Below are 16885 nucleotides of genomic sequence, written 5' to 3'. Positions count from 1 at the left end.
ATGAGTGTTCTTAAAGAATATCGTACAGTCAGCGAAGTTGTCGGCCCTTTGATGATTGTGGATCAAGTGGAAGGTGTCCAGTACAATGAGCTGGTTGAAATCAAGCTCCACGGCGGAGAAATTCGGCAGGGACAGGTCTTGGAAGTTCAGGAAGATAAGGCCATGGTGCAGCTCTTTGAGGGCTCATCTGGTATCAACCTCGAAAAAGCCAAGGTTCGTTTCACAGGCCACCCGCTTGAACTAGCGGTGTCAGAAGATATGGTCGGCCGTATCTTTAACGGTATGGGGAAACCTATTGACGGCGGGCCGGAGCTCATTCCAGAAAAGTACTTGGATATTGACGGCCAGGCCATCAACCCAGTGGCGCGTGACTATCCCGACGAATTTATTCAGACGGGGATTTCAGCCATTGACCACCTCAATACCCTTGTCCGCGGACAAAAACTGCCTGTATTTTCAGGCTCTGGTCTGCCCCACAATGAATTGGCGGCGCAGATTGCCCGTCAGGCAACGGTCTTGAATTCTGATGAAAATTTCGCCGTGGTTTTTGCGGCCATGGGAATTACCTTTGAAGAAGCCGAGTTTTTCATGAACGACCTGCGTCAGACAGGCGCTATTGACCGTTCGGTTCTCTTTGTCAATCTGGCCAACGACCCTGCTATTGAGCGTATTGCGACTCCGCGTATTGCCCTGACCACAGCAGAATATCTAGCCTATGAAAAGGACATGCATGTTCTGGTTATCATGACGGATATGACTAATTACTGTGAAGCCCTGCGTGAAGTGTCTGCAGCTCGGCGTGAAGTTCCCGGGCGCCGCGGTTATCCGGGTTATCTTTACACCAACCTCTCAACGCTTTATGAACGTGCCGGCCGTTTGATTGGTAAAAAGGGTTCTGTTACTCAGATTCCGATTCTGACCATGCCCGAGGATGACATTACCCATCCGATTCCAGACTTGACCGGTTATATCACCGAAGGTCAGATTATCCTCTCGCACGAGCTGTACAACTCAGGCTACCGTCCGCCAATTAATGTCCTGCCGTCCCTGTCCCGCTTAAAAGATAAGGGAGCCGGCGAAGGCAAGACGCGCGGCGACCATGCAGCGACCATGAATCAGCTCTTTGCGGCCTATGCCCAAGGCAAGCAGGCCAAGGAACTGGCAGTGGTGCTGGGAGAGTCTGCCTTGTCTGAAACGGATAAACTGTATGTGAAATTTACCAATCTCTTTGAAGAAGAGTATATTAATCAAGGCTTTTATACCAACCGCAGTATTGAAGAAAGCCTTAATCTGGGCTGGGAGCTTTTATCCATTCTGCCGCGGACTGAACTCAAGCGGATCAAGGATGATATGCTGGACCAATACTTGCCAAAAACTCAAGAAAATACAGCCGATTAGATCAAAAGAGCGTCTATCCTTAGAGGTTCAAGGGAGGTGATAATCGATGGCACGGCTGAATATCAAACCGACACGCATGGAATTAAGCAATCTTAAGGAGCGCCTGAAAACCGCTACCCGCGGTCACAAACTGCTTAAAGATAAACGCGATGAGCTCATGCGCCGGTTTGTTGATTTGATTCGCGAGAACAATCGGCTCCGGCAGGAGGTAGAAACTGCCTTAGTCAGCAATATGCAGGACTTTGTTGTGGCAAAATCGCTTGAAAATGACCTGATGGTGGAGGAAATTTTTGCGGTTCCGACCAAGCAGGTTCAATTGTTCATCGAAAAAGAAAATATTATGAGCGTGACGGTTCCCAGAATGCACAGTCAGATTGACAATCCTTACGGCAGCGATGAAGGAGATGTCGTTTACAGTTATCTGGCTTCCAACAGCGAAATGGACGCCACCATTCAGAAAATGGATGGTTTGGTGGAAAAGCTGCTGCGTTTGGCGGAAGTTGAAAAATCCTGTCAGCTGATGGCAGATGAAATTGAAAAAACCAGACGCCGTGTTAACGGTCTGGAACACTCAACGATTCCGCAGTTAGAAGAAACCATCCACTATATCGAACTCAAACTGGAAGAAGCTGAACGGGCCAATCTCGTTCGGATTATGAAAGTCAAAGATTATTAAACATTTCAGAGTACTAACCGAGACTTTCCGCCGTGATAAAAGTGCCTGAAACACCCGATTTTCAGGCGCTCGGAAGATTTGAGACCTCAGGCTCAAATCTTAGGCAGGGAATTCTAAAAGGAGTCGCTGCCGTCCGTGTCACCCTAGGAAAGTCTCAGAAAAAGATTTTATCTTCAAGTTGAGCGTATTAAAAATCTTGCTGTTTTTAGAAGCTGTCTTTTCTGAAAACGACAGGATTTTTTTGAAAGAATATGATAAATGAGGCTGCTTGTTAAAAGCTGTAATGGTACAGCAAAGAGCGCCTTTTTATTGTGTTTATATATGAAAAGAGTTACATTGTGTAAAACCAAGTTAAGATTATGTTAAGGCTATTGACAGTTTTTCAAGAAAGCTATAAAGTGGAACACAACTCATGATAAGGCGCTGAATCAGTGCTGCTATGGGAGATTTTAAGAAAAAGAAAAGGAGTTGTTACTATGCACAAATGGATAAAAGGACTGCTGTTTTTAGCCTTGGGAATGCTTGTCTTTACAGGGAGCCTTAAGGTCAAAGCATTTGGCAATAGCGTGGCCGTTTCAAAGACCAATCTTGTCATTGACAGCTACGAATTTGGTCCGGGGGTTTCAAAAATCGTCCTTGAAACCGATCAATATTTAAGAGGGGTCGCTGCTGATTCCCAGACATCAGTTACAACAGCTGGCATTAACAGGCAGGTAAAGGCAAGCTATCTTTCGGATGAACGGGGAAATGCCCTGCGAAGAGGTGCCAGAAGCAGGTATGTAACTTTGGAACTGGAAGTGACCTACAATGCAGATGATCCCTCTCAAAGCGCTTCGCCTTTTACGTTCAATTTGGATACTTACAGAAATGCCTGGGTGGGCAGCTATATGGTAAAAGTGGCAGGTCTTAAAGCAGTTTCATCAGGAAGCCGCCGTATACAGACCATTAATTCAGAACAGGAAGCCATTAATAATCGCATCACTCCATCAGCAGAACGGTTCTCAGAACGCGGGACCAACAGTATGCAGTATGCAGCTTATGCGCCTCAGTCGGCAGCGGGCGGTGAAAAAAATCCTTTGATTGTTTGGCTGCATGGAGTTGGTGAAGCTGGCACAGATATCAATCTGCCTCTTTTATCAAGCGAGGTTGTTAATCTAACAAAAGACGGCATTCAGAGTCATTTCACTTCGACAGGTACGGGAGCGCAGAGCGGAGCCTATGTTTTAACTGTTCAGGCACCTACCCCTTGGTCGGTTGATCAGTATTCTGATGCTTTGATGGAAACCATAAAATCTTACGTTGCCAATCATCCCGATGTTGATGCCGACCGCATTTACCTTGCCGGAGCTTCCAACGGCGGCGGCATGACCTTAGATATGGGGATTAAATATCCTGATTATTTTGCAGCTCTTGTTCCGATTGCAGCTCCTTATTCTTATCAAACCAACAATGAAAATGGTAAAACCAGCTACAGTCTGGATGACCGGACGCTCAATGCCCTGAAAGACCAGCCCATGTGGCTGATTCATTCGGCGACAGACACAACCTTAGCGCCCTCAGAAAGTGCTCTGCCCTTCTACAAAGCCTTGATTGATGCGAAAGCTGATAATAAGTGGATTTCCTATTATGAGAGTGTTGTAGGAACGGAAATGCCTAATATGACCTACAACGGCCACTGGTCTTGGGTTTACTTTTTCAACGACCAAGTCAGCGGGGTTCAAAGCACAGCAAATGTCGGTTCAATGGATGGTCTAAACGGTCTGGTTGCCACCAATCCAACTCAGGGAGGTGCCAGCAAGGCTACCGTTGATGGCAGGGAGTACAGCAATATTTTTGACTGGCTGAATGGCCAAAGCAAGGCAAATCGCTAAAAGATTTGCAGGAACAGTTTTATCAGGCTGAGATAGACTTTCTGTACATGAGCAAAAAGCCCTGTTGCTCAGTGATTTCTATTTTTGCAGCTCCTGCACACATCGCAAAAAATTGCTGCTAAGCTGTTTTATCAAAGAAACTTCTCAAAACCCAAGGTGTTTTCCTTGGGCTTTTTTGATATAATGAAGGCATGAATATCTTTGACACCCATACGCATTTAAATATTGATCAGTTTGCAGGACGTGAGGATGAGGAGCTGGCACTTGCCAAGGAGCTTGGTGTGACCCGCCACAATGTCGTTGGCTTTGACCGACCAACTATCAAGCGTGCCCTTGAACTGGCTGAGCTCTACCCAGAACTCTGCGCCACTATCGGCTGGCATCCGACCGAGGCAGGCTCTTATACCCAAGAAGCAGAAGATTTGATTGTCTCGCACCTGCAGGATCCCAAGGTCATTGCGCTGGGCGAGATTGGGCTTGATTACCACTGGATGGAGGACCCAAAAGAGGTTCAAATAGAGGTTTTCAAGCGTCAGATTCAGCTCTCGAAAGATCACAATCTGCCCTTTGTCGTCCATACCCGTGATGCCCTTGAGGACACTTACCAAGTTATCAAGGAAGCTGGTGTTGGCCCTCGCGGCGGCATTATGCATTCTTATTCAGGTTCTTTGGAAATGGCAGAGCGCTTTGTTGATTTGGGGATGATGATTTCATTTTCCGGTGTGGTTACCTTTAAGAAGGCTCTGGACGTTCAAGAGGCTGCGCAGCATTTACCTTTAGACAAAATCCTGGTGGAAACGGATGCGCCCTATCTGGCACCGGTTCCCAAGCGCGGCCGTGAAAACCGCACGGCCTATACCCGCTATGTCGTTGATAAAATCGCTGAGCTGCGGGATTTAACGAGCGAAGAAGTGGCAAAAGCTACTTATGAGAATGCAAGGAAATTGTTTAGATTAGAGGATTAGAGGCGAGCAAAGCGAGCCTACTCCGAACAGCTGCGCTGTGGTTATAAGCCTAATAGCGAATGCTATTAGGCGGGGGAATTGGCGAGACGTTAGGCTCGACAATTAGGTATGAGACAGCTTGCTGGCTGCTACCGCCCCAACCACTTAAGTAGCTGTTCAAAAAATAGATATTATGGAAAAAATCAAAATACAAGAAGTCCTTGTCGTCGAAGGCAAGAGTGACACTGCTAATTTACGCCGCTTTTATGATGTGGATACTTACGAAACCCGCGGCTCTGCCATCACGGATGAAGATTTAGAACGCATTGAAAAACTCAATGAGCTGCGCGGAGTGATTGTTTTTACCGACCCTGATTACAACGGAGAGCGCATCCGCAAGCTCATCATGGAAGCCGTTCCCACAGCCAAGCATGCCTTTCTCAATCGCGGAGAAGCCGTTCCCAAATCAAAAACAAAAGGGCGCTCGCTCGGTGTCGAGCACGCCAGCTTTGAGGATTTACAAAAAGCTCTGTCTGGCGTGCTGGGTCACTACGATGATGCTAATCATTTTGACATTACCAAATCAGACCTCATGCGCCTAGGGTTGCTGATGGGTTCTGACAGCCGCAAGCGCCGGGAATATCTGGGTGAAAAACTGCGCATTGGCTATACCAACGGCAAACAGCTCCTCAAACGCTTGGAACTCTTTGGTGTGACCTTGGCGGAAGTTGAGGAAGCGATAAAGGATTATCAAGAAAGTTAAAGATTGGAGGAAAGAAAATGGCTACAATCAGATTAGAAAGAGGCAGAAAAGGTGCCAACATGTTTCGGAAATTTAAAGTTTTCATTGATGATGACTGTGTTGGCAAGATTAAGCGAGGAGAAAGTCTAGAATTTTCTGTGCCAGAAGGCATGCACGAAGTTTACTGCAAGATTGACTGGGAACAGAGCAACACCTTAACAGTTAATGTCCCAGCTGAAGGTGTTGATTTGCTTGTTAATTCCAAAGGAATAAGAGAGTCTACTGAAAGAAGTCTCAATCCTGATGATGGCGGAGATAAGTACCTTATCCTGACTCAGAGAACCTGATAACATTCACTAATCACAGAAGGCCCAGCCGATAATCGACTAGCCGGCAATAAGACACTGACAGATGTTATCAGGATTGCTGCTTAAAGTCTAATGTGGGGAAACCTATGACTAATCACGTTTGAGGCATAAAAATATAGTTTTTAGACTATCAAACAAGACTGCGGGAGGTGAGCATGACCTACACTATCAGGGAGATGAAAAACTCTGAGTTCGGACGCTTGGATGATTTCTTGTATGAAGCGATTTTTATTCCAAAAGGAATGGAAAAACCTGATAAAGACATTATCAAACGCCCAGAGCTGCAGCTATATGTTAAAGACTTCGGAAGTCAGTTTGGGGATTTTTGTTTGGTGGCAGAAATTGATCAACAGCTGGTCGGTGCTGTATGGAGCAGGATAATGGATGACTATGGGCATATCAATGATGACACGCCCTCTCTATCTATCTCTCTTTTTGAAGACTACAGAGGACAGGGGATTGGAACAGCTCTGATGAAAGAAATGCTGACCTTACTCAAAACAAGTGGCTTTAAGGCAGCTTCTTTATCTGTTCAAAAGGCCAATTATGCCGTTAAACTGTACCGGAAACTTGGATTTGGTATCTATTCTGAGAAAGATGAGGAGCTGATTATGGTGGTTGAATTATAGTTTTTCCATTTGATATAACTTTGGAGAAAGTTAAGTAATGACAAAGTATAAAGGAGTGCGATATGAAGGCTATTGAAAATTATCAGGCAGAAAAATATCAACAAACGAATTACGAAGAAGTTGAATCAGGCATTTATCAGACTACCGATGAGAGCGGAGAACTTCTGTATGTGACCTCGTTGTCTTTTGTACAGGAGCCTGACTTGGGTGAGGAAACTGGTGAGGTCATTGCGCAGTATCCTCTGGAAGATATTTTAGAGGAATTTTACTGCTATATTAGCGATTTTTATAAGGATATGAATACAGCGGATTCTGAAAAAAACTATCTGGAATTTGCCAGTCCTGACTTAGCGGATATCCAAAATCTTCGTTCTATTATTGGAAAACATGTTTACAATGTCGAAGAAGACGGTTTTGTGAAGTTGATGATTGATGAAGCCTAAGGAGGCGGTCTGTCAGCCATAGTTGTTTTGGCAGGTTGCTAATGATTTCTGGGAAAAATGCGGCTTTACCGTTAGAGAAGACTTGGTTTACCGCAATAAGGCATTGACGAATATTGTCAGGATTGATACTTAAAACTTAATGCGGGAGCAGTAGGATTAACAGTTTCTCAAATGCCAGGGATTTTTCCAAAATAGAAAAAGTTACGTTAGGTAAAAGACATGAAAAAAGTTATTCTATTGCGCGGTGTCACACCCACAGGGCAAAATCGCATTCCTAAGATGGCTTATCTGGCAGAAATTTTAACAGAAGCTGGATTTGAAAATGTGTGGACCTATATCCAAAGCGGCAATGCTGTCTTAGAGACGAATCTGCCTGATGAGGCTGTTAGGAAACTTGTCCACGATACGATTTTGAAAAAAATCGGAGCGGATTTATCCGTCATTATCAAAACACCCGACCAGCTTGGCTCAGCTGCTCGGGAAAATCCTTTTGATGAGACTCATGACTTTTCGAGGATTCATCTGGTGTTGACGAATGATGGCCTAGACACTGAAATTCTAAAAAGTTTGTCTCAAACCGATTTTGGAGATGAAGAATTTTACATTGGCAATGAGTGTCTCTACCTTTACTTGCCGCGTGACGCACGGAAGAAACGCTTGAATACCAACTTTTTGGAAAAACGGCTGGGGATTAGAGCTACAATGCGTAAGATCAGTGTGGTCAAGAAACTCAGTGTCTATTAGCAGAGGTAATGTGGCTGCCTGACTTCTACCAGCTAAAATATGAGAGTCCTGATAACATACACCCAGTCAATTCCTTCACTTTAAGATAATGAAACAGGAGTTACATCACCAAATATAATATTTGGCTTAATGCATTATTTTGAGTATAATGAGAGATGTAACCTATATTAGATGTCTTCGCTTTATAATTGACCCTTTAAGATATCTGATTGCAAGTTTTTTAGAATCTTTGGAGGATAAAATTATGTTATGGTCAATTATTGTTGGTGCATTAATTGGTGTAATTGCAGGTGCGATTACTAAACAAGGTGGCTCAATGGGCTGGATTGCCAATATTTTTGCAGGTTTAATCGGATCAGCTGTCGGTCAGGCTCTTTTGGGAACCTGGGGACCAAGTCTGGCAGGAATGGCTTTGATTCCATCTATTGTTGGTGCAGTTATTGTTGTGGCTGTTGTTTTCATTCTTCCTAGGCCGCAGCAAATAAGACAGCAAAGCATACTGTTCATTTGATGAACTATAGTCATCTAAGTAAAGAAAGTAGGTCATAGATATGTCAGAAGAAAAATTTGATGCAAAGTTAGAACAAGCCAAAGGCTCAATCAAAGAAGGTTTTGGTAAATTATCAGGTGATAAAGAAACTGAAACGGAAGGTAAAGTTGATAAAATAACCGGCAAAGCAAAAGAAGTATTTGAAGATACTAAAGATACTGTCGAAGGTGCAGTGAAAAGCTTAAAAAAGGACGACAACTGATCGTACTCATAAAAAAGCAAAGGAGTTTGGGACAAAAGTCTCAAACTCTTTCAATTTATGAAGTATCACATATTTAACGCAGTGGTTAGGAGTAAAACTTGTTGGCTTAGCCGACTTAGTCTTACCTCTGCACAGTTCATTAGGTGCTTTAGCACCTAATGAACCACTGCTAATTGGAAGTTCTTATTCTTTGCTAAACAAGTAATAGCGGGTATTTGAAGCTAATTTTGTTGCCCCACTCTCTTTTGTAATTAATCATAAAACAACTGCTAAGAGATGAGTATATTCATCTCTTTTTTTATGGTAAAATAGTAAAAAACAAGATTGGAACAAAAATGAGAATAGCAGACTACTCCGTGACCCGCGCTGTCCTTGAGCGTCACGGGTTTACTTTTAAGAAGTCATTCGGTCAGAATTTTTTGACCGACACCAATATTTTACAGAAGATTGTTGATACCGCAGAGATTGACAAGAACGTCAACGTTATCGAAATCGGGCCCGGTATTGGCGCTCTGACAGAGTTTTTGGCGGAGAAGGCAGCAGAGGTCATGGCTTTTGAGATTGACAATCGGCTTATTCCGATTTTGGCAGATACGCTCCGCGATTTTGACAATGTGCAGGTGGTCAATCAGGATATTTTGAAAGCGGATTTGCAGACGCAGATTCAAAACTTTAACAATCCTGACCTGCCGATTAAGGTGGTCGCCAACCTGCCTTACTACATCACGACGCCTATCCTCATGCACCTGATTGAGAGCAAGATTCCTTTTGCCGAGTTTGTGGTTATGATGCAAAAAGAAGTGGCCGACCGCATTTCAGCTGAGCCCAACACTAAGTCTTACGGTTCGCTGTCCATTGCAGTACAATACTACATGGAGGCTAAGGTGGCTTTCATCGTGCCGCGCACTGTCTTTGTGCCAGCACCAAACGTGGACTCTGCCATTTTGAAAATGACACGCCGTGAGCGGCCCTTGGTCAAGGTTCAAGATGAAGATTTCTTTTTTGACATCACAAAAGCAGCCTTTGTCCACCGCCGCAAGACCTTGTGGAATAACCTGACCAACCGCTTCGGTAAGTCGGCAGACGTCAAAGTCAAGCTCGAGCAGGCCTTGAAAATGGCAGCAATAAAACCATCTGTTCGCGGAGAAGCGCTGCCCATTGCGGCCTTTGCCAGATTAGCTGATGCTTTAAAGGAAGCAGGATTCTAAAATGAACAAAACCAGCTCAAACTGGCTCCTTGTTAACTGTAGTGGGTGACGAAAAGCTATACTCTGGAGAGAACCCAGCTGGTTCTCTTCTTTTTGCTGTTCAAGATAAGATAAATCCGTTTCTTGAAGTTAAGAAAATTGCGCTAGCCAAAGCTTTGACACTTGATATCTTTGATAAGTTTATTAGTTGTTTCAAGTCTGGCGTCTTTTTGTTTGTCGGGGTGTTAGACCAATTCTTTTTACTTTTCTTTTTTTCATAAATCTGCTTTCATTATGAAAAAAATTTAAAAGAATTGAAGTGAATGTCGTGAATGGATATTTTATTGAGAAATCAAGAGCCATTTTTCCCATTCACGACCCATTTGATACCATTTATGACAATGGCCGCACAAAGTGATCAAAATAAGTTATACTATAGGTGTTTCTTGGCCAAGGGATAAGATTAAAAAATGAAAAAGGGGTTTTGTTATGAATACACAAGTATTTGAACAATTTGAAATAATGACAAAGGAAGAGCTTTCAAAAATTGAAGGAGGTTTTGGGGGGCTCTTTCTAGGAGGAGCTATTAGTGCTTTTGATGGAGGAGGTGTTACTCTGGAACAGTTGAACGGCATTGATCGTTCAACTCCAAAATCATGTTCACCTTATGGAACAGGAGGAACACCTAATTCTTGTAATTTTTAATAAATTACTCCAGCTCACAAAATAAAGGAGGAGCTATTTTGAAAGCTTTTTACAAAAATCAAGAAGTAGAAATTTGGAGAATTACCAAGGAAGGCAGTCAGCCACAGTGGGTCTCCGATGCCTTTGACAAAAATGAGCTTGTCTGGCTAGATGACAGACTTCGTATTTTGATACCGGCCTTGTATCCAAAATGGGCGAAGGATGATCGCAATTATGGCTATGGAATGTATGCTATTGGGAATATTGGAGATGTTATTGATTTAACCAATGGTAAGGTTGTTAGCCAACCCACATTTGAAAGAAACTATCACATAGAAAATTTTTAATGCCAGAAAAATACTGGCTGGTTTTTGTGCTACTCTCTGGTTTTTTTATAGGTTCCATTCTTTCTTTAATTTCTTTATCAGTAGGAGCTTTTTTGAAAAAGTATGTGACAGGGTCGAGCACACTGTCAGCCTTCTTGCTCAGGCTATTTTTGCTCTATAGAGCCCAAAAATCTCTCACCCTTAATGAGGTGAGAGATTTTTTAGGTTGTGACTAAGTGCAGATGAAATTCTTAGGGAAAAGAGATGCACACTGTTTGTACTTTAGCGTTTACAACTGTGGCTGCTCTGGAGTAAGCTTGTTACTCAAAGAAAGCCCCTATTTCTCTGTCAGGAATTTTCGCTAAAGCGAATCGTCCCTTTGTATCTTGGTTAAAGGAAAGGACGGGATTTGAACCCGCGCATGAACAAAGTCCACTTGCCGGATTTCGAGTCCGGTGCCGTACCAAGCTGGGCCACCTTTCCAAATGCGGCTTTTTTAAATAATCGTAAAAAGCTGTCAATATATTAAAAAGAGTCAGCGAGAAAGCTGACTGAGCTGAAAAGCTCGAAAAATGCGGAGAAAGGGATTTGAACCCTCACGCCCGTACGGGCACATGCGCCTGAAGCATGCGTGTCTGCCGTTCCACCATCTCCGCTAACTTTATAATACATTATACTATTATACGCTTTTTTTGAGATTTGCCAATACCTAAACAGAAAAAAGATTAATTTTTTGATATAATGAACTTAATAAGTTTAGCGAGGAGAGCGTTTGCAAGGTAAAATTATTAAGTCTTTGGCCGGATTTTATTATGTGGAGTCTAATGGACAGGTTTATCAGACACGGGCACGCGGGAATTTCAGAAAAAAAGGGCATCGTCCCTATGTTGGTGATGAGGTCGATTTTTCGGCGGAAGAACATTCTGAGGGTTATATTCTGGCCATTCATGAGCGGAAAAACAGTTTGACACGGCCGCCCATTGTCAATGTTGATCAGGCTGTGGTTATCATGTCAGCTAAGGAGCCCGATTTGAATACGAAGCTGCTGGATCGCTTCTTGATTCTTTTGGAGCATAAAACGATCAAGCCTTTGATTTATATTTCTAAGCTTGATTTGCTGAACGATTTGAGCTGTTTGGATGCTATTAAGGAGCAGTATCAAAAGATTGGCTACCAGGTTATTTATCATTTGGAAGAGCTGCTGCCGCTTCTAAAGGACAAGATTACTGTGTTTATGGGGCAAACAGGAGTTGGCAAATCAACGCTGCTTAATAAAATTGCTCCGGATTTGAATCTGGAAACTGCTGAGATTTCAGACAGCTTAGGCCGCGGCCGCCATACAACACGCGCTGTAACACTTTACAATGTGCACGGCGGTAAAATTGCTGATACTCCTGGATTTAGCTCGCTTGATTACGAAATAACAAGTAGTGAAGCCTTAAACGCTGCCTTTCCTGAATTTTTGCAGCTGAGTTCTGCCTGCAAATTTCGTTCCTGTACCCATACGCATGAACCGGACTGTGCAGTTAAGGAAGCAGTGGAACAGGGGAATATCTGGCAGGAACGCTATCAGCATTATCTGCAATTCCTTAGCGAGATTGAAAACCGTCGGGAGACTTTTAAGAAAACAATTAAGAGAAAGTAGGTCCTTTTTTATGTCAACTTACAAAATTGCCCCATCTATCTTGGCTGCAGATTACGCTAATTTTGAAAAAGAGTTAAAGCGTATTGAAGAAACAGGTGTAAAATATGTCCATATTGATATTATGGACGGCCAGTTTGTACCGAATATCAGCTTTGGTGCAGGCGTGGTTGCCAGCATGCGTAAGCACAGTAAATTAGTCTTTGACTGCCATCTTATGGTTGTCAATCCGGAACGCTATGTTGATGATTTTGCCCAAGCAGGGGCTGACATTATGACCATTCATGCTGAGGCTACAACCCATATTCACGGTGCCCTGCAAAAAATCAAGGCTGCAGGGATGAAAGCAGGTGTTGTCATCAATCCCGGAACTCCTTTGGCAGCGATTGAACCTGTGCTGAATTTGGTTGATCAGGTTTTGATTATGACTGTCAATCCGGGTTTTGGCGGACAAGCCTTTATTCCCGAATGCTTGGAAAAGGTAAAGCTGGCAGCTCGGCTGCGTAAGCAGTGCGGCCTTGACTATGACATTGAAGTGGACGGCGGAGTAGACAACAAGACCATAAGTGCCTGTGCCCAAGCAGGAGCCAATGTCTTTGTGGCAGGCTCTTACCTTTTCAAGGAAAATTTGTCAGCCCGAGTGGAAACCTTGAAAGCGGCCTTAAATGACTAGAGTAGCTCTTTTCACCGGGGGTGACTTGGAGTATTTCACGACGAATTTTGATTATTTTGTGGGAATTGACAGGGGCTGCTTTTTCCTGCTCCAAAATCACCTGCCTCTGGACTTGGCTGTTGGAGACTTCGACTCGGTGTCTGATCAGGAACTGAAGAAAATTAAGACTGCAGCCACACAGTTTATCATGGCTCCGGCAGAAAAAGAGGATACGGACACTGAACTGGCTCTCAAAACGATTTTTCAGCAATTTGACAAGGCTGAAGTAACCATTTTTGGAGCTTTTGGCGGCCGTCTTGATCACACTCTGGCCAATATCTTTCTGCCCAGCAATCCGGATTTAGCTCCTTTTATGGAGCATTTTCGGCTGCGTGACAGGCAAAATCTGGTACAGTTTTTTCCGCCGGGTCAGCACTGTGTTAAACAGGAAGCCGGAATGGCTTATATCTCTTTTATGGCTGACAATGACGCTCCCTTGACCATTCAGGATGCCAAATACGAACTCTCTGAAAGAAATTTTTTCCAGAAGAAGATTTACGGCAGCAATGAATTTGTCGGCAAACCCATCTGTTTTTCTGTTTCATCGGGTTATGCTGTTGTGATTCAAACCAAAGATAGGATTTAATTAATAATGGATATTCTCACCTTATTGCTGGCTCTGAGTGCCTGCTTTATCAGCGTTGCTGTTTTTTTGAAGCTGGATAAAAACAAATCAGATTTGGAAAAAAAGTTGGATGACAATGCTGATAATTTGTCAGATCAGGTTTCCTACCAGCTAGAAATGGCGGACAAAAACCAGCTGCTTGGAATCAATACGCAGCTGACGCGTCTGCAAAATGACCTTTCACAGCAGTTTGCGGATTTAAGAGACGTTTTATATCAAAATCTTACTGACAGCCGCGACCGTTCCGATAAACGTTTGGAGCAGATCAATCTCCAATTGACGCAGTCTGTTAAAGACATGCAGACTTCAAATGAGAAACGTTTGGAGGAAATGCGGCAGACGGTTGAAGAAAAACTGGATCAAACCTTGCATAACCGTCTCAGAACATCCTTTGAAACAGTTTCCAAGCAGCTGGAAAGTGTCAACCAAGGTCTAGGTGAGATGAAGACAGTAGCGCGTGATGTCGGCACTCTAAACAAAGTTCTCTCTAATACTAAGACGCGGGGCATTATGGGAGAATTGCAGCTGGGGCAAATCATTGAAGACATCATGACTGAAAGTCAGTATGAACGTGAATTTGCGACGGTTAAGGGATCGGCGGAACGTGTGGAATATGCCATCAAACTCCCTGGCAGCCATCAGGATGACTATGTCTATCTGCCTATTGATTCTAAGTTTCCGCTGGAAGATTACTACCGTTTAGAAGATGCTTATGAAACGGGCGACAAGGAGCAGATTGACTTTCATCGCAAGGCTCTGCTTGCCAGTCTCAAACGTTTTGCTAAGGATATTCAAAAGAAATACCTTAATCCGCCGGAAACGACCAATTTTGGCATTATGTTCCTGCCGACAGAAGGCCTTTATTCTGAGGTTGTCAGGAATGCTGATTTCTTTGACAGTCTGCGCCGTGATGAGCACATTGTAGTTGCCGGTCCGTCCACGTTGTCAGCGCTTCTCAATTCGCTGTCCGTTGGCTTTAAGACTCTGAATATTCAAAAGAATGCTGATGATATCAGTAAAATTTTAGGAAATGTTAAATCAGAATTTAACAAATTCGGCGGCCTTCTGCAGACAACTCAGAAACAGCTGCACCGAGCCAGCAACAATATTGATAAGCTTTTGACAACGCGGACCAATGCCATTGATCGGGTGCTTAGAGACATTGAACTGTACGAAGATGACCATACTCGGCTGCTCTTAAATATTGCACCGCTAGAAGATGAGGAACCAGATGAAAATTAGTCAAATGAAAAAAGATGAGCTTTTTGAAGGATTTTATCTCATTAAGTCAGCAGAACTTCGAAAAACAAGAGCTGGCAAGGATTATCTTGCCTTCACTTTTCAGGATGATACGGGAGAAATCTCCGGCAATCTTTGGGATGCTCAGCCCTATAATGTTGAAGAATTTACAGCCGGCAAAGTTGTCTTTATGAAGGGGCGCCGTGAGGTCTACAACGGTACACCGCAGGTCAATCAAATCAGCCTGCGCCACCCCAAGGACGGTGAACCTAATAATCCTAAGGATTTCAAGGAAAAACCGCCGGTTGATGTCAATGAAATCAGAGACTATTTAGAGCAGATGCTCTTTAAAATTGAAAATGCCACTTGGCAGCGGATTGTCAGAGCACTTTATCGCAAGTACAGCCATGAATTTTTCAGCTTTCCTGCCGCAAAGACCAACCATCATGCCTTTGAAGTCGGTCTGGCTTACCATACAGCAACCATGGTTCGCTTGGCAGACAGCATCGGAGATATTTATCAGGAGCTTGACAAGAGCCTTCTTTTTGCGGGCATTATGCTTCATGATTTAGCCAAGGTTCTTGAGCTGACCGGCCCTGATAATACAGAATATACTGTCCGCGGCAATCTTATTGGGCATATTGCCTTGATTGATGAAGAAATTACCAAGGCTTTAGCGGAGCTAAACATTGACGATACCAAGGAGGATGTTATCGTTCTGCGCCATGTTATCCTCAGCCATCACGGGCTCTTGGAATACGGTAGTCCGGTCAGACCGAGGATTATGGAGGCAGAGATTATCCACATGATTGACAATCTTGATGCGGAAATGATGATGATGACTTCAGCCCTGTCGCGAGTGTCCGAAGGAGAAATGACCGGCCGGATTTTTGCTATGGACAATCGTTCTTTCTATAAGCCCAAAACAAATCACTAAAAGACGAAAAAAGATGGATATTAGAGCGATAATGTTCGTCTTTTTATTTCTTTATATGGTATAATAATAGTAAAATAATGAATGGTGAGTTTATGAAATTACGACGCAGCGAACGGATGGTTGTTATTTCCAATTATCTGGTGAACAACCCTCATCAACTAACAAGTCTTAACACTTTTGCAGAAAAATACGGCGCAGCAAAATCTTCCATTTCAGAAGATATTGCTATTATAAAAAAAGCCTTTGCAGAAGGCGGTATTGGTCATATTGAGACCGTGACCGGTGCCAACGGCGGTGTTATTTTTACGCCGGCAATTTCTGAAACTGAGTCCAAAGAAATTGCTGAGGAGCTTTGCCAGCGGCTTTCAGAAAACAATCGTATTTTGCCGGGAGGCTATATTTATCTGTCGGATTTACTGAGTACGCCCGGCATTTTAAAAAATATCGGCCGGATTATTGCCAATGCTTTTAAGGATGAAAAAATTGACACCGTAATGACGGTCGCAACCAAAGGCGTTCCCCTAGCCAACGCGGTTGCCAATATCCTCAATGTTCCCTTTGTCATTGTTCGGCGGGATTTGAAGATTACAGAAGGATCAACTGTTTCTGTCAACTATGCTTCTGGCTCCAGCGATCGTATCGAAAAGATGTTTTTGTCCAAACGCAGCCTTAAACCTAACAGCAGGGTTCTGATTGTAGACGATTTTCTTAAAGGAGGCGGCACGATCAGCGGAATGGTCAGTCTGTTAAGAGAATTTGACTGCAGTTTGGTCGGTGTGGCTGTTTTTGCTGACAATGCGCAAGGAAAGCGCGACCGCCTGGGCTACAAATCTCTTCTGACTGTTACAAATATTGATGTTAAAGAAAATAAGGTGGATGTCCGGCTGGGAAATATTTTTGACGCCTAGGAGCAGCAGGAATCCTGCTTTTATCCAGCTTTGACTAAGCCTTTAACGGCAAAATGGT

At 43.6% G+C, this 16885-nt stretch carries 20 protein-coding genes, 2 tRNA genes and 2 pseudogenes; 21 read left to right on the top strand and 3 right to left on the bottom strand.

The window, feature by feature from the left end; all coding sequences use genetic code 11:
• From BMI76_RS00985 to rsmA, 13 genes and pseudogenes are all read left to right on the top strand, one after another.
• Window positions 1–1398, top strand: a complete 1398-nt coding sequence (locus BMI76_RS00985) for a V-type ATP synthase subunit B (protein ID WP_075345769.1) — start codon at window positions 1–3, stop codon at window positions 1396–1398.
• Window positions 1399–1444: 46 nt separating this feature from the next.
• On the top strand, window positions 1445–2074 hold the full coding sequence (locus BMI76_RS00980) for a V-type ATP synthase subunit D (protein ID WP_075345768.1): 630 nt from the start codon (window positions 1445–1447) through the stop codon (window positions 2072–2074).
• A 476-nt stretch (window positions 2075–2550) separates the two neighbouring features.
• Window positions 2551–3945, top strand: a complete 1395-nt coding sequence (locus BMI76_RS00975; RefSeq protein WP_075345767.1) for an alpha/beta hydrolase-fold protein — start codon at window positions 2551–2553, stop codon at window positions 3943–3945.
• Between the two features lie 191 nt (window positions 3946–4136).
• Complete coding sequence (locus BMI76_RS00970) at window positions 4137–4910, top strand: TatD family hydrolase (protein WP_075345766.1); 774 nt, start codon at window positions 4137–4139, stop codon at window positions 4908–4910.
• A gap of 169 nt (window positions 4911–5079) precedes the next feature.
• Entirely contained in the window at window positions 5080–5652 is a 573-nt protein-coding gene (gene rnmV, locus BMI76_RS00965) for a ribonuclease M5 (RefSeq protein WP_075345765.1), read from the top strand.
• 17 nt (window positions 5653–5669) lie between these two features.
• Window positions 5670–5978: a hypothetical protein gene (locus BMI76_RS00960; RefSeq protein WP_075345764.1), complete on the top strand. Its 309-nt coding sequence runs from the start codon at window positions 5670–5672 to the stop codon at window positions 5976–5978.
• 176 nt (window positions 5979–6154) lie between these two features.
• Window positions 6155–6628, top strand: coding sequence for a GNAT family N-acetyltransferase (locus tag BMI76_RS00955; protein ID WP_075345763.1), 474 nt, complete (start codon window positions 6155–6157; stop codon window positions 6626–6628).
• Window positions 6629–6690: 62 nt separating this feature from the next.
• Window positions 6691–7071, top strand: coding sequence for a hypothetical protein (locus BMI76_RS00950; RefSeq protein ID WP_083623607.1), 381 nt, complete (start codon window positions 6691–6693; stop codon window positions 7069–7071).
• Window positions 7072–7111: 40 nt separating this feature from the next.
• Window positions 7112–7204 (top strand): annotated as a pseudogene (locus BMI76_RS10840) (GNAT family N-acetyltransferase); the annotation flags it as partial.
• An 86-nt stretch (window positions 7205–7290) separates the two neighbouring features.
• Complete coding sequence (locus tag BMI76_RS00940) at window positions 7291–7815, top strand: DUF1697 domain-containing protein (protein WP_075345761.1); 525 nt, start codon at window positions 7291–7293, stop codon at window positions 7813–7815.
• 244 nt (window positions 7816–8059) lie between these two features.
• A complete protein-coding gene (locus BMI76_RS00935) occupies window positions 8060–8326 on the top strand; it encodes a GlsB/YeaQ/YmgE family stress response membrane protein (RefSeq protein WP_075345760.1) in 267 nt (88 codons plus the stop codon).
• Window positions 8327–8366: 40 nt separating this feature from the next.
• A complete protein-coding gene (locus BMI76_RS00930; RefSeq protein WP_075345759.1) occupies window positions 8367–8567 on the top strand; it encodes a CsbD family protein in 201 nt (66 codons plus the stop codon).
• A 335-nt stretch (window positions 8568–8902) separates the two neighbouring features.
• A complete protein-coding gene (gene rsmA, locus BMI76_RS00925) occupies window positions 8903–9775 on the top strand; it encodes a 16S rRNA (adenine(1518)-N(6)/adenine(1519)-N(6))-dimethyltransferase RsmA (RefSeq protein ID WP_075345758.1) in 873 nt (290 codons plus the stop codon).
• Between the two features lie 56 nt (window positions 9776–9831).
• Here the strand turns inward: rsmA and BMI76_RS10835 are convergent.
• A pseudogene (locus tag BMI76_RS10835) lies at window positions 9832–9981 on the bottom strand (ISL3 family transposase); the annotation flags it as partial.
• A 262-nt stretch (window positions 9982–10243) separates the two neighbouring features.
• Here BMI76_RS10835 and BMI76_RS00915 point away from each other — a divergent pair.
• Both BMI76_RS00915 and BMI76_RS00910 read left to right on the top strand, forming a co-directional pair.
• A complete protein-coding gene (locus BMI76_RS00915; RefSeq protein WP_075345756.1) occupies window positions 10244–10459 on the top strand; it encodes a Blp family class II bacteriocin in 216 nt (71 codons plus the stop codon).
• Window positions 10460–10497: 38 nt separating this feature from the next.
• The gene (locus tag BMI76_RS00910; RefSeq protein ID WP_075345755.1) at window positions 10498–10785 is read left to right on the top strand and encodes a hypothetical protein; all 288 of its coding nucleotides are present in this window, start codon (window positions 10498–10500) and stop codon (window positions 10783–10785) included.
• 373 nt (window positions 10786–11158) lie between these two features.
• Here BMI76_RS00910 and BMI76_RS00900 read toward each other — a convergent pair.
• Window positions 11159–11247, bottom strand: a tRNA-Ser gene (locus BMI76_RS00900).
• A gap of 90 nt (window positions 11248–11337) precedes the next feature.
• Window positions 11338–11420 (bottom strand) — tRNA-Leu (locus tag BMI76_RS00895).
• 116 nt (window positions 11421–11536) lie between these two features.
• Between BMI76_RS00895 and rsgA the strand changes: the two genes are divergently transcribed.
• The 6 genes from rsgA (at window position 11537) to purR (ending at window position 16827) form a co-directional block, all read left to right on the top strand.
• Complete coding sequence (gene rsgA / locus BMI76_RS00890) at window positions 11537–12409, top strand: ribosome small subunit-dependent GTPase A (protein WP_075345753.1); 873 nt, start codon at window positions 11537–11539, stop codon at window positions 12407–12409.
• Window positions 12410–12419: 10 nt separating this feature from the next.
• Window positions 12420–13079, top strand: coding sequence for a ribulose-phosphate 3-epimerase (gene rpe, locus BMI76_RS00885; RefSeq protein ID WP_075345752.1), 660 nt, complete (start codon window positions 12420–12422; stop codon window positions 13077–13079).
• The gene (locus BMI76_RS00880; RefSeq protein ID WP_075345751.1) at window positions 13072–13704 is read left to right on the top strand and encodes a thiamine diphosphokinase; all 633 of its coding nucleotides are present in this window, start codon (window positions 13072–13074) and stop codon (window positions 13702–13704) included. Before rpe ends, BMI76_RS00880 begins: the two co-directional genes overlap by 8 nt.
• 6 nt (window positions 13705–13710) lie before the next feature.
• Window positions 13711–14985, top strand: a complete 1275-nt coding sequence (locus BMI76_RS00875) for a DNA recombination protein RmuC (RefSeq protein WP_075345750.1) — start codon at window positions 13711–13713, stop codon at window positions 14983–14985.
• Window positions 14975–15919: a 3'-5' exoribonuclease YhaM family protein gene (locus tag BMI76_RS00870; RefSeq protein ID WP_075345749.1), complete on the top strand. Its 945-nt coding sequence runs from the start codon at window positions 14975–14977 to the stop codon at window positions 15917–15919. Before BMI76_RS00875 ends, BMI76_RS00870 begins: the two co-directional genes overlap by 11 nt.
• 92 nt (window positions 15920–16011) lie before the next feature.
• Complete coding sequence (purR, locus tag BMI76_RS00865; RefSeq protein ID WP_075345748.1) at window positions 16012–16827, top strand: pur operon repressor; 816 nt, start codon at window positions 16012–16014, stop codon at window positions 16825–16827.
• The last annotated feature ends 58 nt before the right edge of the window (window positions 16828–16885 follow it).

It is taken from the genome of Streptococcus sp. 'caviae' (assembly GCF_001937065.1).
In the GTDB taxonomy this organism is placed as follows: Bacteria; Bacillota; Bacilli; order Lactobacillales; family Streptococcaceae; genus Streptococcus.
This window is presented reverse-complemented; position numbering and strand designations above follow the sequence as displayed.

Excerpts from the sequence above, each read along its gene's own strand:
- BMI76_RS00950 (WP_083623607.1), top strand. The coding sequence starts at position 6,691 with ATGAAGGCTATTGAAAATTATCAGGCAGAAAAATATCAACAAACGAAT.
- purR (WP_075345748.1), top strand. The coding sequence starts at position 16,012 with ATGAAATTACGACGCAGCGAACGGATGGTTGTTATTTCCAATTATCTG.
- BMI76_RS00940 (WP_075345761.1), top strand. The coding sequence starts at position 7,291 with ATGAAAAAAGTTATTCTATTGCGCGGTGTCACACCCACAGGGCAAAAT.
- BMI76_RS00880 (WP_075345751.1), top strand. The coding sequence starts at position 13,072 with ATGACTAGAGTAGCTCTTTTCACCGGGGGTGACTTGGAGTATTTCACG.
- BMI76_RS00960 (WP_075345764.1), top strand. The coding sequence starts at position 5,670 with ATGGCTACAATCAGATTAGAAAGAGGCAGAAAAGGTGCCAACATGTTT.
- BMI76_RS00970 (WP_075345766.1), top strand. The coding sequence starts at position 4,137 with ATGAATATCTTTGACACCCATACGCATTTAAATATTGATCAGTTTGCA.
- BMI76_RS00980 (WP_075345768.1), top strand. The coding sequence starts at position 1,445 with ATGGCACGGCTGAATATCAAACCGACACGCATGGAATTAAGCAATCTT.
- BMI76_RS00985 (WP_075345769.1), top strand. The coding sequence starts at position 1 with ATGAGTGTTCTTAAAGAATATCGTACAGTCAGCGAAGTTGTCGGCCCT.
- BMI76_RS00875 (WP_075345750.1), top strand. The coding sequence starts at position 13,711 with ATGGATATTCTCACCTTATTGCTGGCTCTGAGTGCCTGCTTTATCAGC.
- BMI76_RS00870 (WP_075345749.1), top strand. The coding sequence starts at position 14,975 with ATGAAAATTAGTCAAATGAAAAAAGATGAGCTTTTTGAAGGATTTTAT.
- BMI76_RS00955 (WP_075345763.1), top strand. The coding sequence starts at position 6,155 with ATGACCTACACTATCAGGGAGATGAAAAACTCTGAGTTCGGACGCTTG.
- BMI76_RS00975 (WP_075345767.1), top strand. The coding sequence starts at position 2,551 with ATGCACAAATGGATAAAAGGACTGCTGTTTTTAGCCTTGGGAATGCTT.
- rsmA (WP_075345758.1), top strand. The coding sequence starts at position 8,903 with ATGAGAATAGCAGACTACTCCGTGACCCGCGCTGTCCTTGAGCGTCAC.
- BMI76_RS00935 (WP_075345760.1), top strand. The coding sequence starts at position 8,060 with ATGTTATGGTCAATTATTGTTGGTGCATTAATTGGTGTAATTGCAGGT.
- BMI76_RS00930 (WP_075345759.1), top strand. The coding sequence starts at position 8,367 with ATGTCAGAAGAAAAATTTGATGCAAAGTTAGAACAAGCCAAAGGCTCA.
- rpe (WP_075345752.1), top strand. The coding sequence starts at position 12,420 with ATGTCAACTTACAAAATTGCCCCATCTATCTTGGCTGCAGATTACGCT.
- BMI76_RS00915 (WP_075345756.1), top strand. The coding sequence starts at position 10,244 with ATGAATACACAAGTATTTGAACAATTTGAAATAATGACAAAGGAAGAG.